Origin of the sequence: Faecalicatena orotica, assembly GCF_003149245.1 — a bacterium.
In the GTDB taxonomy this organism is placed as follows: domain Bacteria; phylum Bacillota; class Clostridia; order Lachnospirales; family Lachnospiraceae; genus Faecalicatena_A; species Faecalicatena_A orotica.
On record NZ_QGDL01000018.1, the window covers coordinates 37,204 to 51,314 of the forward strand.

General features: G+C 39.6%; 12 protein-coding genes. 1 reads left to right on the plus strand and 11 read right to left on the minus strand.

Annotation, left to right across the window (positions count from 1 at the left end; all coding sequences use genetic code 11):
- Positions 1 to 59: 59 nt before the first annotated feature.
- The 11 genes from A8806_RS22830 to A8806_RS22880 all read right to left on the minus strand — a co-directional run bounded on the left by A8806_RS22830 (position 60) and on the right by A8806_RS22880 (position 12,828).
- Positions 60 to 917: an SIR2 family NAD-dependent protein deacylase gene (locus A8806_RS22830; protein ID WP_330405444.1), complete on the minus strand. Its 858-nt coding sequence runs from the start codon at positions 915 to 917 to the stop codon at positions 60 to 62.
- On the minus strand, positions 868 to 1,641 hold the full coding sequence (locus A8806_RS22835) for a protein-ADP-ribose hydrolase (RefSeq protein WP_109733482.1): 774 nt from the start codon (positions 1,639 to 1,641) through the stop codon (positions 868 to 870). Before A8806_RS22835 ends, A8806_RS22830 begins: the two co-directional genes overlap by 50 nt.
- 67 nt (positions 1,642 to 1,708) lie before the next feature.
- Positions 1,709 to 2,104 carry a pyridoxamine 5'-phosphate oxidase family protein gene (locus A8806_RS22840; protein WP_109733483.1) on the minus strand — a complete coding sequence of 132 codons (396 nt, stop codon included), beginning with the start codon at positions 2,102 to 2,104 and terminating at the stop codon, positions 1,709 to 1,711.
- A gap of 147 nt (positions 2,105 to 2,251) precedes the next feature.
- Positions 2,252 to 2,689, minus strand: coding sequence for an Rrf2 family transcriptional regulator (locus A8806_RS22845; RefSeq protein WP_109733484.1), 438 nt, complete (start codon positions 2,687 to 2,689; stop codon positions 2,252 to 2,254).
- Positions 2,690 to 2,747: 58 nt separating this feature from the next.
- Complete coding sequence (locus tag A8806_RS22850; protein WP_181368839.1) at positions 2,748 to 2,921, minus strand: hypothetical protein; 174 nt, start codon at positions 2,919 to 2,921, stop codon at positions 2,748 to 2,750.
- A gap of 163 nt (positions 2,922 to 3,084) precedes the next feature.
- The gene (locus A8806_RS22855) at positions 3,085 to 5,334 is read right to left on the minus strand and encodes a glycoside hydrolase family 2 protein (RefSeq protein WP_242996238.1); all 2,250 of its coding nucleotides are present in this window, start codon (positions 5,332 to 5,334) and stop codon (positions 3,085 to 3,087) included.
- A complete protein-coding gene (locus A8806_RS22860) occupies positions 5,324 to 6,709 on the minus strand; it encodes an MFS transporter (protein WP_109733486.1) in 1,386 nt (461 codons plus the stop codon). Before A8806_RS22860 ends, A8806_RS22855 begins: the two co-directional genes overlap by 11 nt.
- Before the next feature lie 191 nt (positions 6,710 to 6,900).
- Positions 6,901 to 8,112: a helix-turn-helix domain-containing protein gene (locus tag A8806_RS22865; RefSeq protein WP_181368840.1), complete on the minus strand. Its 1,212-nt coding sequence runs from the start codon at positions 8,110 to 8,112 to the stop codon at positions 6,901 to 6,903.
- A gap of 36 nt (positions 8,113 to 8,148) precedes the next feature.
- Positions 8,149 to 9,027, minus strand: a complete 879-nt coding sequence (locus tag A8806_RS22870; protein ID WP_109733488.1) for an alpha/beta hydrolase fold domain-containing protein — start codon at positions 9,025 to 9,027, stop codon at positions 8,149 to 8,151.
- Between the two features lie 28 nt (positions 9,028 to 9,055).
- Positions 9,056 to 11,464, minus strand: a complete 2,409-nt coding sequence (locus tag A8806_RS22875) for a glycoside hydrolase family 2 TIM barrel-domain containing protein (RefSeq protein WP_109733489.1) — start codon at positions 11,462 to 11,464, stop codon at positions 9,056 to 9,058.
- A gap of 26 nt (positions 11,465 to 11,490) precedes the next feature.
- Complete coding sequence (locus A8806_RS22880; RefSeq protein WP_109733490.1) at positions 11,491 to 12,828, minus strand: MFS transporter; 1,338 nt, start codon at positions 12,826 to 12,828, stop codon at positions 11,491 to 11,493.
- Between the two features lie 222 nt (positions 12,829 to 13,050).
- On the opposite strand from A8806_RS22880, the gene A8806_RS22885 reads away from it, so the two are divergent.
- The gene (locus A8806_RS22885) at positions 13,051 to 14,091 is read left to right on the plus strand and encodes an AraC family transcriptional regulator (protein WP_109733491.1); all 1,041 of its coding nucleotides are present in this window, start codon (positions 13,051 to 13,053) and stop codon (positions 14,089 to 14,091) included.
- Positions 14,092 to 14,111: the final 20 nt, after the last annotated feature.

The window sequence follows — 14,111 nt, forward strand, 5'->3', positions numbered from 1 at the left end:
AAATGGCTGTCAATCAGCTTTTCATTTTTAACGGATAACCCCTTACCGGATAAACCTTATTAGATGAAATCCACAATATCTCCATTAATGCAGATGGACTGGTGCCTGATTTCATTTGGCACGATGGCTTCTCCCAAATTAATACAGACATAAGTGGCATTTGGATTCGCGGCTGTCATCTGCCAGAAAGGATATTTGATCCAGACCGGCGTATTTGCCCCAACACCCAATTCTAAAAATAACACCTTCATTTCTTCGTGGCTGCGGATAAATTCATCATAACGGTTCTTCGCCTCATGCCATCCTGCATCTTCCACAAAAGTTCCGTCACACCGCAGATTCATTGTCATAGGTTTCCCACAAACCGGACAATTTGGTATTAAATCCGTGGGGATTTTTCTGTTTTTCTGCCGCGCAATCATTTCCCGGACAACTGCCTCGTTGTCATATGTTTCCTGATGGCATGGTACACTGCACTGCCACAGACCGTAATCCCCCTGCATATAAAACAGCCTCTTTTTATCGAACCCGGCTTTCTGGAACTGGTGGTCCACATTTGTAGTAATTACGAAATAGTCCTTATCCTTTACAAGCTCTAACAGATTTTTGTATACGGGCTTTGGTGCATCTACATAACGGTTGTAGAAAATGTGACGGCTCCACCATGCCCAGTATTCTTCCAGTGATTCATACGGCCAGAACCCGCCGCTGTACATATCCGGCATATGATATGCTTCAATAAAATCTGCAAAATATGTCTTAAACCGTTCCCCCGAATAAGTCAGACCGGCAGAAACGGACAGACCAGAGCCGGCCCCGATTACTACCGTATCGGCTTCCCGCAGCTTTCTTCGAAATATTTCCGGATCACCGGAGCAATCTTTCATAGAAGTTTTTGTCTGTATCTTTGAAAACATTAAAAATCACCTTCTTTATACTGGTTTTCTTCTCCATAAACTTTTTCACGGTCCGCACTGCAATTTCCGCTGCTTTTTCATTTGGGAAATGAAATTCCCCTGTGGAAATACAGCAAAAGGCGATGCTTTCCAGTTCTTTTTCTGCTGCCAGTTCCAGACAGGATTGGTAACAGCCTGCCAAAAGTTCATAATCTTCCTTTGTCAGGATTCCCTGGATAATCGGTCCGACTGTATGCAGAATATAACTGCAGGGCAGATTATAGGCCTTTGTTATCTTCGCTTTGCCCGTTGGTTCTTCATGCCCCTGCCGCTCCATAAGCTCTGCACACTCCAGACGGAGCTGGATTCCACTGTAGGAATGGATACAATTGTCTATGCAGCGGTGGTTTGGCACATAGCAGCCCGTCATACCGCTGTTCGCCGCATTAACAATCGCATCACAATGCAGGGTTGTAATATCTCCCTGCCAAAGGTACAGGCCATCCGACACAGGTCTTAAGTCATCCAGCTCAGTCACGCCTTTTGCTTTCGTTTCGGCCTGTAAGTACTTGTCCTGCACCGCAAGAAATTGGGGGCTGATCTTTTTAGGGCTTCGGATATTCATGAGTCCCCGCAGGAGCTGTTTCTGATCTTCTTCCTGATCTGGTATGCTCATGCCGCTGTATCTGTCATCCTCCTTCAAAAGTTCACGGATTAAAAACATTCTTCTCTCACTCTGGTTCATTCTTATCCTCTTCCTACAATAACCCGCTTGGGGGCAGATTTTATTGATAACTCTCCGCTTTATGTATTTAGAATTCATATGGTGCATTGCCAGAAAAATCAGCAATCACCCCATGCGGGTTTTCCAGATAAAACACTTCAAAAATCGGGTTATCTGCTGTCTGATACTGTCCTTTTACAATCGGATTGTTCATGCAGCTTTCCTTGACCGCCATGTTCTCTTCAAAAACTGCCTTGCCTGCCAGCCTAATCCATGCATACTCCGGAGAAGATACAGAAACTTCAATTTCAGGATTCTCCTGCATATCTTTATAGACATCCTTTGTGTTGTTTGTACAGAACCAAAGCTTTTGGTCCTTTTCAAAACAAAACATGAACGGACGGCATTTCGCCTTACCGTCACGGCCTACAGTTGACAGATACTGTACCGGGTTTGCCTGTAAAAATTCTACTACTTTTTTCATGATGAATACCTCCTGTTATTTTTTTGAACTGTTGTAATGTTTTTGATTACAACCAGATAATATCATGTCTACGTTGTAATGTCAATAGTTACAACGTAATTTTAAAAAATTTGAGTGCCTTGAATATGATTTCAAAAGCACTCAAACTCATTTTGTACCAATATACTTTTTTGTATCACGTCTCACATCTTCTAAAGTAATCGACGCAAGCTCTCTTTCCATTGCTTCCTGAACCCTTCTCAGTTTACTATCTAAGATCACATGAATATTTCTGCCCACAGGACAATCTGTATTGGGATTTTCATGAAAATGGAATAATTCATTATTTCCTACACACTCTACTGCCTTGTAAATATCGAGGAATGTAATCTCATTCAGAGGCTTCGGGATAGATGCGCCGCCGGACCCCCGTGCTACTTCGACAAGTCCTGCCGCCTTCAGCTGGCCGAGGATTTTTCGGATGATAACCGGATTCACATTTGTACTGCCTGCAAGAAAATCACTGGTTACCTTGTATTCATCTTTAAATGTATCAATACAGGCAAATATATGAACCGCCAATGTAAACCTGCTTGAAATCTGCATGGCTAACCACCTCGCTTTCAAGTAGTATTATACTTGGGGGGTGTTGTAATGTCAACGGTTACATTTTGAGAAGATCTCTTTTCTTATACTTCCTTACTGTAAGGACTTCGAGCATAAGCAATGCAAGTAAAAGGATGACATCTATCCCAATCCCAATCATCTGCCATGTCTGCATACCCGTCTGAATATTCTCTGCTTCATAAGCACGGCTGTTCACGACAGTATACATCATATCCTTACATGCTTTTCTCATGGCCTGAAGGGAAGTTGCACTTTTCTTATCATGTATATATCATATCACAACATACAATACTTCACTACATAGGATTCCATAAAGATTTTCGTGTTGAAATGCATCTCCCAGGCCATTCTGAATATAGTACAGACTAACCATGTCATTTTTTTATTTTGTTCAGTTCTCTGTTCAGTTCAATAATCATTTCCACAGTTACTGCTTCTCCTGCCTGTCTAAGCGTTGCCTCAACCGGCATTGCTTCCATTTGTTTCTGAATAGATTCAGGCATTGTTACATTCTTAGCAACATCACCATATGCTTCCACTGCTTTTTCCTGTATTTTCTCTAATAGTAAAGCTGCTTCTGGCACTGCCTTGACATCTGCAACCGTATCTTTAATTGAAAAATATCCCTCCCTGATCTGCATATCCTCTCTGTCAAACCAGTTTGTCACTTTTTCCTTTTCTTTAACATAGTTTAGATTAGGGCTATCTACTCTTCTTATCCTTATATGATCAGAAAGCCCCCCGCTTTTTGCTTCTATCTCGTGTTCCCCGCTAAGCGGCACCGAGAATCGAAAAACTTTGTCCCCAGACTTTTTATCTAATATTTTCCCATCAACAATCAAAGTAATCTGGCTTTGATTAGAATACACCTTTACCTCAGTTATTTTCTCATTACGGTCTATGTAACGGCTTCCGCATATGTGGATAAACGGTTCATCAGACAGATATGCTTTATATATGTAAAAAGCATCTTTTCTTACTTTTCTGTCAAATGTCACAAGGCCTTTATGATTTACTCCCGGTTCGCCTCCATCTGCCCTTCCATCTGCAGCAAAATCAAACATATTCCATACATGCATTGCCCAAATGTATGGACGTTCAGACCACATTTTTAGCATATGTTCATGATATAGTGCCTGATAAGTCTCTGTATAATCCCCTTTCTCGGGGCTGCTTGTCTGATAACATGTCAGCGCATCTGCACCATACTCTGATAATCCGATCGCCATATCAGGGTGTTTACTGTGAAATTCATCAAACCATCTGTCATTCTCTTCCATATCTCCCAGATACCATCCATAGTATAGGTTGTAGGATCGAATATCGGGAATACTTAACACTTCACTTTCCATTTCTAACATGAATACATTTGCCATTGTTGTCATGCGGGTGTCATCTAACTGATGGCACAATTCATTGAGCTTTTTATGATTTTCAACCAAACCATCTGTTACCCCTCCAGTTGTTGTGATTTCATTAGAAAGCCCCCAGAAGAAAACAGACGGATGATGATAATTCTGAATAACCAATTCCGTCATTTGAGAAACTGTATTTGCTTCTCCTTCCGGCATATGTTCAGTTATATATGGGATCTCCGCCCAAACAACCATTCCTGCCTCATCGCATAAATCGTAAAAATAGGAATCATGCTGATAGTGTGCCAGCCGTATGGTATTCGCACCAATCTCTTCAATCATCTCCATATCTTCCCTGTGCATCTTCGGTGTAAGAGCATTTCCTGCTCCTTTGCTATCCTGATGTCGTGAGACCCCACATAACCTATAGGGTTTTCCATTCAGATAAAATCCAGTTTCACTGTCTACACGATAACTTCTAAATCCAATACGGACAGAAACTGCATCTCCTGTCTTTTCTAACTTAGCATGAACGTTATAGAGATAGGGGTCCTTTTTTCCATTCCAAAGATGTACATCCGGTACCTGCAGTATAGCAGACGCATAATTTTGTCTTATTTCTGCTTCCACTTCTCCTACGCTTTCCAACTGAAAAATAATCTTTGAGCCGTCTTCCGCATTTTCCGTCCAAGCCTCCAGATACAGCACCGCATCTTTCTCTCCCTCTTTAATTTTAGGTGTGGCTTTGATTCCACATCCACCAAAGTGGGAGAGTGCAAAATGAGATTTCGGAACTGTAATCAGAGACACATTTCTATAGATTCCTCCATAAAAAGTGAAATCTGCTTTCTGTGGATAAATACTTTTTGTATAGCTGTTATCCACACATACTGCGATCACATTTTTATCATCTAATACATCGGATATATTTATCCTGAATGTTGAATATCCACCTTCATGGTGTCCCATGTGCAGTCCATTCACATAGACATCTGCCGACATTGAAACGCCTTCAAACTCAAGCCAAACCTCTTCATCAGAAATCTCAAGTTTACCCAGTTCTTTTACATACCAGCATGAGCCACGGTAATAATCATTCCCCCCATCCTGTCCATCTATTGCATTCCATGTATGGGGCAGATTAATATTTTCTCCGTCTGCCCGCACCACATTCTCTATGTTTGCCTTATCTTTTATAAATTTCCAGTTTTCAAGGATTAAAATTTTATTCCTCATATATGTTTTACCTTTCTTACTTTTATTCTGCATTTACCTTTCCTGCTTGTTTTTTCTTTTCTTCCTCCCATACAGGGATTTTTTTCTCCAACACTACAAACTTCTTTGAGCAGATAGCTATGACAACTAATAAGATTGCAGGTACAATTGCATACAATACACGGATCATCATAATTGCGCTTCCCGGCTGTGATGCCACGCTGTCACCTGCCACATATCCGGCAATCCCAAGCAGAGCACCTGTAATGGCAGAACCAGCGGCTGCTCCCAGCTTACTCATAAAATTGGAAAGGATAGTGGATGAACCATCCATTCTGGGCAGATCATTCATTTCATTATATGTACAGCATTTCATGATAAACAGAACCCCATAGTAAGCAAGAGGTAATGTAGCAAAAGCAGCAAGCATTCCCCCTGCAAGCACTCCAGGAAGCCAGTTGTTTGAAAAGAACACAACAACATAACCGCCAATACCTATTACGCTGAATAAACTAATCATATTGCCCATAGTTCCAATTTTTTTCATTATGATAGGAAAAAGAAGCATCAACGGCAGTGTTATGATGGAAAACATAGATGTTACAGCCATTAAAGCTGTATTTCCTATAACCCATTTAAAATAGTAGGTTGCCACGCCAAGTGCAGTAATTACGTTATAACAGAGCATGATACACGCATATAACCAGACATATTTATTTGTTTTAAACATTGTGAAGATTTCCTTCATTGAAACTTTTTGATGCTGCTGCCCTGCATCCACAGAAGGATCTTCTTTGATCAGGAAGAAACGTAACAAACCGATCAGAAGAAGAGGAATTGCAAAAATAGCCATCGTTTTTGTCCATCCTGAAGCGCTTGTCGCCAATTTGCTCATAACAATTGGAAATACCGTATTGATTGCTATTGACGCTCCCATTGTAATGATACCGCCGTAGGATGCTACCTTTGTGATTACGTTCTGATTGTTGCTAAAAGCCCGGATTGTATATGGAGTAAGTGCAGCCATCCTTAAAGTAGTAAAGATTGAGAATACAAGGGTATACATTGAAAAAATCCATGCACATTTAAAGAACATCGTCCATTGTGGGCTTGCGCTGAATAATCCGATGCTGCAAATCATTACACCGATGATGCATAGCTCATATGGCCTTCCTTTTCCAAGCTTTGTATGAGTGTTGTCCACAAGCCAGCCTGCAAAGATATCTGTAAAGGCATCAATGATTTTACTTGCCATCAGTAATGTTCCCACAAGAGCAGGATTGATTGCGAGCGTGTCTGTGCAATATAAGGTTAAATAGCCAAGTACAATTGCCTGTATGCCCGCCTGAGCGACATCCGAACTTTTAAATGCAAGCAGCCTCCCAAGGCCAAGCTTGTCCGGATTTTTTTGTTTCTTTTCTTTCGTCATGGTAGAACCTCCATTTACACTAATTAAAATTTTTTGTTCTCAGCTGATACATGTATTATAAATAAAAACAGTTAAAATCTTTAGAATTCATTTTGTTTGAACTAGCACAGTTTTTGTTAATTATCTTTTGTTTTTCTTTTGGATACTAAAAATGTGAGAATTGTATATTTTAAAATACAATTCTCACATTTTTAGTATTCTACAGTCCCATACATGGCACTTCGGTACTCCCTAGGTGTCATAAGCTGAAACTTTTTGAAAATTCTAGAGAAATAATTTTCATCATAAATGCCTACCCTTGCTGCAACCTCCTGAATCGGCAGATTAGTTGTAGCAAGAAAAAAAAGTGATTTTTGAATTCTTTTTTTATTTACATAATTTGTCAGTGTTTCTCCAGTCTCTCTTTTAAACTGTCCTGAAAGATAGCTTGCATTAACAGATAACTTTTCTGCCAAATATCCCAGCCCCAAGGGTTCTTTTATGTTGAATTCGACATAGTTTATTACTGCAGCAACAATAGCAGAATAATTTTTCAATGAATAGCTCTGTACCAGACGACAATATCTCTTGATCATTTCCAGGATCAGTTTACTTAATTCAGACTCTGTCGTGCTAATATCAATTCTTCGTGCAAATGCTGCCGATACCTCATCAATATGGGCCGGGTGTACTCTGGCATGCTGGACGGATTTCCTAAACAAAACATTTAAAGTCAGTGTCATATTCTGCTTTTCTCTAAAGCTGTCTCTGCTTCTTGCCTCAATCCGATATTTTCCAATTTCATTCATGAGTAATATAGCTTTTGTCTGATCCCCACATTCAACAGCTTCCAAAAGTTCATCCTCATTGCGATATCTGTCCTCAATAAGACCCATTGTCAGCTTGTCCTCATCTTCTATGCGGATTTCCAACTCTTTATAAATTTCTCCGAATTCCAATTCCATATAGTCCATTTTTAATGGTATTTCTTTCACAAAATACTCAAAAAAAGTATATACTGTTGTTTCTATGTCTTGTGTAATAGGAAGGCTGTTGTAATATTCCTGCAGCATAGATATATGGTACAACTCCAGCTTATTCCGACTGATTATATTGTCCATATCCGGGATACTCTCCCTTTTCAGATATGGTCCCGCCATAATATAGGTAGCATCATCCTCTTTATCTCTACCGGTGATAGCTACATAGCATACTCCAAATACATCATTTATCAGATAAAGGTGTGAGGATTTTAAACTTCTTAATTTCCGTTCCACTTCCGTATAATCATAGTTCATATAAAGCTGTTTTCTAAGCCCGTTATCAAACTCGTCCATGTTCTCATAGGGCTTTTGGAAAACATGAATATTTATTCCCTGTGACTGTAAAATATTTTTCAATAATTTATAATCATTCTCATCCATGTTATCCACCATCCCTGCTTATCTACATTTTATATATTAAATACAATTATTTATGAAATGTACCGTATCATTGATTTCTTCCACTGCTTCTGGCAGCATCGCACCAAGCAGCTCAAAAGTATGGAATGTATTTTTCCATTCTTTTGCTTCTACATAGACACCTGCTTTTTCTGCCTTATTTGCAATTTCTCTACTGTCAGGGGAAAGAACTTCCCCTGCATCCCATACAATCCTGATAGGCGGAAAACCTTTATAATCTGCTAAGCAGATCGACGCATATGGATCATCCGCATCTTCCGGGCAATACAGATTTCTTATTTTATCCAAAGCATTATATCCAATAACAGGATCTGTATCTTTATATTCTGCCCTGTCAATTCTGCCAGTTATGTCTCCACAGGGTGCATATGCCACTACTGCATCCGGCAGCCTGATATTTTTGTCACGAGCCATAAGTGCTGTAACGATCACATAAGTAGCACCTGCACTCTCACCCAAAACTATAATCTTTTTGTCCGGCAGCATTTGAGTAAGAGCCTCATAAGCCTCAAGACAGTCATTCGGTCCTGCCGGGAATTGATATTCCGGTGCCATCCTATAAGTTATCCCATATACTTTCATCCTGGATTTTTTTGCCAGAAAAGATGTGAATGAACGGACATACTTCGGATTTCCGCTTACAAAGCCTCCTCCGTGTATATACATAATTACGGCATCTTCCCTTGGTTTAGACGGAATAGCCATATCTGTGTTTCTACTGCCCAATAGAATTTCTGCAAAATCCACATCTTTCTCAGGTGGAATCTGGGCTGACATCTGTGCTGTCTGCCTCAAATTTTCAACGTCAAAATCTTCATGAAATGATTGCTTCTGTGCCTTCATCTGTTCCAATATCATATCAAGTTGAATACTCATCCTATTTTCCTCCTATGAAATATCCCAATTAGTTCTTTTCTTTCTTGAGCACCTTTACAGTTATTTCCTCTCCTTCACACTCCACCTTCATTTCTCCGGCTCCATCTGGTTTAATAACTGCTAGTACTCTGCCATCATATGTTGTTCTCTCGTCATCAAAGAAGTTTTCCTCGGTTAGCGGATCATCGTTGCCTAAGGCAATCACTGTACCGCCTTCAACGCATACTTTCACTCTTTTATTAATTCCCGGATGGCTTACCCAAACAAATGCCAGTTCATTCTCATAAATCATGTCTTTTTCTGCTTCTAGTGATGTTCCTTCTTCTGTCTCTATTTCATAAGTTCCGGATACATCTCCCCCCATATATGCCCTTGCACAAAGTTGTCCCGGTTCATATATGGTATCAAAAACCACTTTGTATCTGTCTTCCACTCCAATTTTTTTTCTTCCCAGACTTTTGCCATTCAACAGCAGTTCTATTTCATCTGCATTTGAATACACTTCAATCTCAACTGGTTTCCCTTCATACCCATTCCAGGTCCAGCTTCCAACAGAATCACTCCAACACCAGGGAGAGTCAATAACCTGTTCCCCATAATGTTCCGGACGTTTAACGGCAATATATGGTGCTTTCCTAAGTCCCCATACTATTTCCCTGTAATAAGAGATTGGCCGCCTGAATCCGCAGATCGATATATCACCTGCCATAGAAGTCAGACATGGCCAAGGAGCATTCGTTCCATATTCAGCTGGAACCGGAGAGTATTTATGCAGACCGATACCAGCCTCCCCCATATAATCCCATCCCGTCCAACAGAAATCTCCTATTACGTAACTTAGCCGTTTTACTTTATCCCAATTCTGGTCAATATCTGCCGGAAATGTTTCAGTGCCAAGTATAACTCTGTTTGGAAACAGTTTCCCATCCATTTCATATCTTGAATCCATATAATTATAACCTGCAATATCTACACAGTTAAATGCCTCTTCTGTAGCATTTGTTACTACATCCAGCATCATAACACCTTTCATGGTATCTCTAAGCCCAGTCATCATATTATTGATAACCTCCTGGCCTTCACCCTGATGGGACGCCTGCTCCATAGAGTTTTCATACATTTTCGTCATAATCTCCATTACAGAAACCATGCCATTTATAGCGTTTATAGTAAATCTAGCAGGGTCCAGAGACTTAACTTTATTTGCGATCTTCCTGCTTCTTTGTGCTCCACTGGGATATCCGGTATCAGGAATCTCATTTCCTATGCTATACATAATAACGCTGGGATGATTATATGATTTATTTATAAGGGCTGTTATATCGTCTTCCCAGTTTTTTCCGAATTCTAAAGCATAATCATAATTACATTTATTGACAGTCCATGCATCAAAAGATTCTTCCATAACGTATATACCGTACTTATCACATGCCCTAAGCAATGCAGGACTTGCAGGATTATGTGCAGTTCGTATTGCATTAAACCCTGCTTCCTTAAGTTTCCGTACCCGTCTTTCCTCAATACAGTCAGTAGATACAGCCCCTAATGGACCGTTATCATGATGTATACATGCTCCCCGGAGATACACAGAATTTCCATTTACCTGTAACCCATGCTGTGGGGTGACTGACAGACTACGGATACCAAAAATTTCTGAACCTGTGTCCACGACACTCTGTCCTTCTTTGTCATAACTTATTAAAACCTTGCATGTATAAAGCTCCGGATCCAGATCACTCCATAAATGAGGATTCTCTATATATAATTTCTGATGCAGAGTCTCTTCCTGACCTTTAAATACAGTTAATTTTGACGTTCCTTCCGCTGTAAGATTTCCTTTTGTGTCCAATATCTGCGTACGGATATGTAAAGTTTCAATATCATTAATCCCCTCGTTTTTCACCGTCACTGCCGCATCCACTGCTGCCGTTTCTTTATCCATAGCTGTTGTCAGTTTAATTCCCTGCGGTACAATATGCACCATCTCAGATGCCAGAAGGTAAACATCCCGATAGATTCCTGCACCAGTGTACCAACGTGCACTGTCATTTAAACGGACAGAAACTTTTATTTCGTTTTCTCCCTCTAAATAGATATACGGTGTAATGTCTACAAAGAATTGAGAGTAACCATACATCTGGCTTCCTGCAAATGCTCCATTAACATATATAAACGCCTTTTCAAATACACCATCAAATTGAAGAATCAACTTCTTACCTTTTAATTCTTCTGTTACTATAAACTTTTTCTTATACTCCCAAATGCCTTTATTAAAGAATGCAGTCATATAAGAACCTACTGCATCAGGATTCCGCTTAGTGTGAATCATTGCATCATATGGCAGCGTAACCTTTTTTGTCCCTGCATCAACTGCCATTCCAAAAGTACCTTGTTTTTCTGAAACAATCCATTCATCATTAAATTTTTTCTTGATCATACTCTTACACCTCTCTATTTTCCTATTTAATTCATTTTCTGTTCAATCCTTCTATTCGCTTCTTCCACGTTTAAAAATAATGTTAGAATAAATATAAGGACGTAAAACACAAGGGGAACTACCGTATACATGACTGAAATCATGTTTAATGCTCCTGCAGCCTGAACTGTCTTCATACCATCAAAGCCGCCTGCTGCAAGCAGCCACCCACAAAGTGCACTTCCAATTCCACCTCCCAGTTTTATGCCCATAGAAGAACAGCTGAACATCGTTCCTTCAATATGTATTTTTTCTTTCAAATATGAATATCTTGCCGTTTCTGCAATGAGTGCATTCAAGGAACCAGTTAAAGGGCCCAGAAAAATACCGCGGATTGCCGAAAATGCTGCCATTAGATATACCGCCTGGAATTTTGCTGCAATCATAAACGGAACACACATGATGCTTGCCAAAAACAATGAAATCTTATTAATTTTAAACATCCCATATTTCTTAACCAACATAGGAGTAAACATAATCCCCAACATCATTGGCAGCATACCCGCCATAGAAAACAGGCCTAACAAGGACGGATTTCCCAATACATACATCATATAATAGATGCCTACTCCCTGAGTGATGCCGGCCAGCATATTGTTAGCAATATAAATTCCAAGAATAATAAGATAGTAACGATTATGTATGCAATGCCCTATATTTTTAAGGAAGCTCTGCTTCTCGGCACTTAAAGCCTCTTCTTCCGGAATTTCTTTAACGCTCAGTACTGCAATCGTATTTACAACTACCAGAATCACTGCATAAAGTATAGCTACGTTCCTCCATCCTGTAGCACCTCCACCGAATTTTTCAACAAATCCCGCCGTTAAGGATGAAATGGACATTGCAGCAATTAATGCAAATACAAACCGGAATGCTCCTAACTGGACACGCTCATTTCCATTTCGCGTAATCAGAGCACTAAGCGTTGAATAAGCAATGTTATTTGCTGTATAGAAAACTGCATTCATCAGTGTATATACAATAAAGAAGTACGCATATTGGATTGTTTTAGATGCATGCGGAACTGTAAACTGCAAAATCAAACAAGCAGCCAGAAGAAATGTAGACCAGAACATCCAAGGACGTGCCTTTCCCATCCTGCTGTGTGTCCTGTCGATCAATGTTCCAAACATAACATCTGTAAAGCCATCGAACAGTTTACTCACTAGCATTAATGTTCCAATTACTGCACTGTTCAACCCCACACTATTTGTCAGATACATGAGAACAAATCCTGATACAAAGGTATACGCAAAATTAGATGCCAGATCCCCCGATCCATATGCCAGCTTCTGTCCCAGATTCAAATACTTTTTTTCTTCCATTAACACATCCTCCTTCTCCTTAAAGCATAATTTTTTGTAACCAATTCAGACTATTTATTTTCCATTCAATTCCGGTCATTTTCAAGGAACAGTTTTTCGTCTTGCCATAAGCCTGAATTTATTCTATACTTATTATAAGTTCATAAAAATAGTGCTACAATGTCCGATATAAACATGCTCTCTTTTTCTGTATCATATCCGGACATATAAGGAGGGACTTCCATGATTTTGGAGAAAAATATTCAGATACCACCATTTCCCGGTATTACGAATGATAATCTGATTAATCAGGTCCATACTCTGACTACAGACATCGCGGTCACTCAACTCACCTTAAGCGGATATGGCAAAGAAAATCAATGTACCTACACCCATACTGATTTTTATCAGAATATTGGTACACAATTTGACAGTTCAAGTGGAGTTGACTTAAGTACATTTGAAACGTCCCACAGACACGGTTATTTTGAAATGCTTCTGGTTCTGGAAGGCGAATTAGATATTGTTGTAGAAGGTACCAAAGTACATTACCGTCGTGGAGATTTATGTCTGCTTAACAGAAACACGAAACATCATGAAGAATTTCGGGGAGATTTCAAGATAAATTATTTCTGCTTTTCTCAGCATTTTGTAGAAACTTTTCCTGTCTCCTTTGGAAGTATCTCTGGCTGGCCACAAAATATCCTACGTTTCTTTCGTCAGAACTTAGATGATAATTCACAAAAAAATAAAGATTATATAGACTTTATTTTAAAGGACAGGTCTATCCAAGATTTAGAAGCTGCAAATATATGGAATCAGATTAAAATCGAGATGTCTGAAAGACAGCCGGGTTTTGAGCTTTTTATTAATGGTTGGCTGAACCGCCTGTTTGCCCTGTTAGAGAACCAAGACATCTATCGATTTGAACCCAAAAACCTTGGTCTGCTTTCTGATAAGAATATTACAGACGAAGTAATCTATTACATCAATGCCCAGAAAAGGAGAATAACAAGGGAAGAAGTGTCAGAAATCCTGTCCTATAATGGAGATTATATTAGCCGGGTGTTTAAAAAGCAGACGGGCAGATCAATTCTGAACTATTGTCAGACTGTCTGTATGGAAGAAGCTGCCCGGCTGCTTTCTACTACTTCGTTAGATGTACAGACAATTATAAAACAGATGGGATATGAAAATCGTACACACTTTAACAGGTTGTTTAAAGAATATTTTCAGATGACACCTGGAGAGTATAGGGTGCGCCATAGGATAGCAATGAAATAATTAAAATATGCAGGAGGAAG

Excerpts from the sequence above, each read along its gene's own strand:
- A8806_RS22830 (WP_330405444.1), bottom strand. The coding sequence starts at position 917 with ATGTTTTCAAAGATACAGACAAAAACTTCTATGAAAGATTGCTCCGGT.
- A8806_RS22835 (WP_109733482.1), bottom strand. The coding sequence starts at position 1,641 with ATGAACCAGAGTGAGAGAAGAATGTTTTTAATCCGTGAACTTTTGAAG.
- A8806_RS22840 (WP_109733483.1), bottom strand. The coding sequence starts at position 2,104 with ATGAAAAAAGTAGTAGAATTTTTACAGGCAAACCCGGTACAGTATCTG.
- A8806_RS22845 (WP_109733484.1), bottom strand. The coding sequence starts at position 2,689 with ATGCAGATTTCAAGCAGGTTTACATTGGCGGTTCATATATTTGCCTGT.
- A8806_RS22850 (WP_181368839.1), bottom strand. The coding sequence starts at position 2,921 with ATGATGTATACTGTCGTGAACAGCCGTGCTTATGAAGCAGAGAATATT.
- A8806_RS22855 (WP_242996238.1), bottom strand. The coding sequence starts at position 5,334 with ATGCAGAATAAAAGTAAGAAAGGTAAAACATATATGAGGAATAAAATT.
- A8806_RS22860 (WP_109733486.1), bottom strand. The coding sequence starts at position 6,709 with ATGACGAAAGAAAAGAAACAAAAAAATCCGGACAAGCTTGGCCTTGGG.
- A8806_RS22865 (WP_181368840.1), bottom strand. The coding sequence starts at position 8,112 with ATGGATGAGAATGATTATAAATTATTGAAAAATATTTTACAGTCACAG.
- A8806_RS22870 (WP_109733488.1), bottom strand. The coding sequence starts at position 9,027 with ATGAGTATTCAACTTGATATGATATTGGAACAGATGAAGGCACAGAAG.
- A8806_RS22875 (WP_109733489.1), bottom strand. The coding sequence starts at position 11,464 with ATGATCAAGAAAAAATTTAATGATGAATGGATTGTTTCAGAAAAACAA.
- A8806_RS22880 (WP_109733490.1), bottom strand. The coding sequence starts at position 12,828 with ATGGAAGAAAAAAAGTATTTGAATCTGGGACAGAAGCTGGCATATGGA.
- A8806_RS22885 (WP_109733491.1), top strand. The coding sequence starts at position 13,051 with ATGATTTTGGAGAAAAATATTCAGATACCACCATTTCCCGGTATTACG.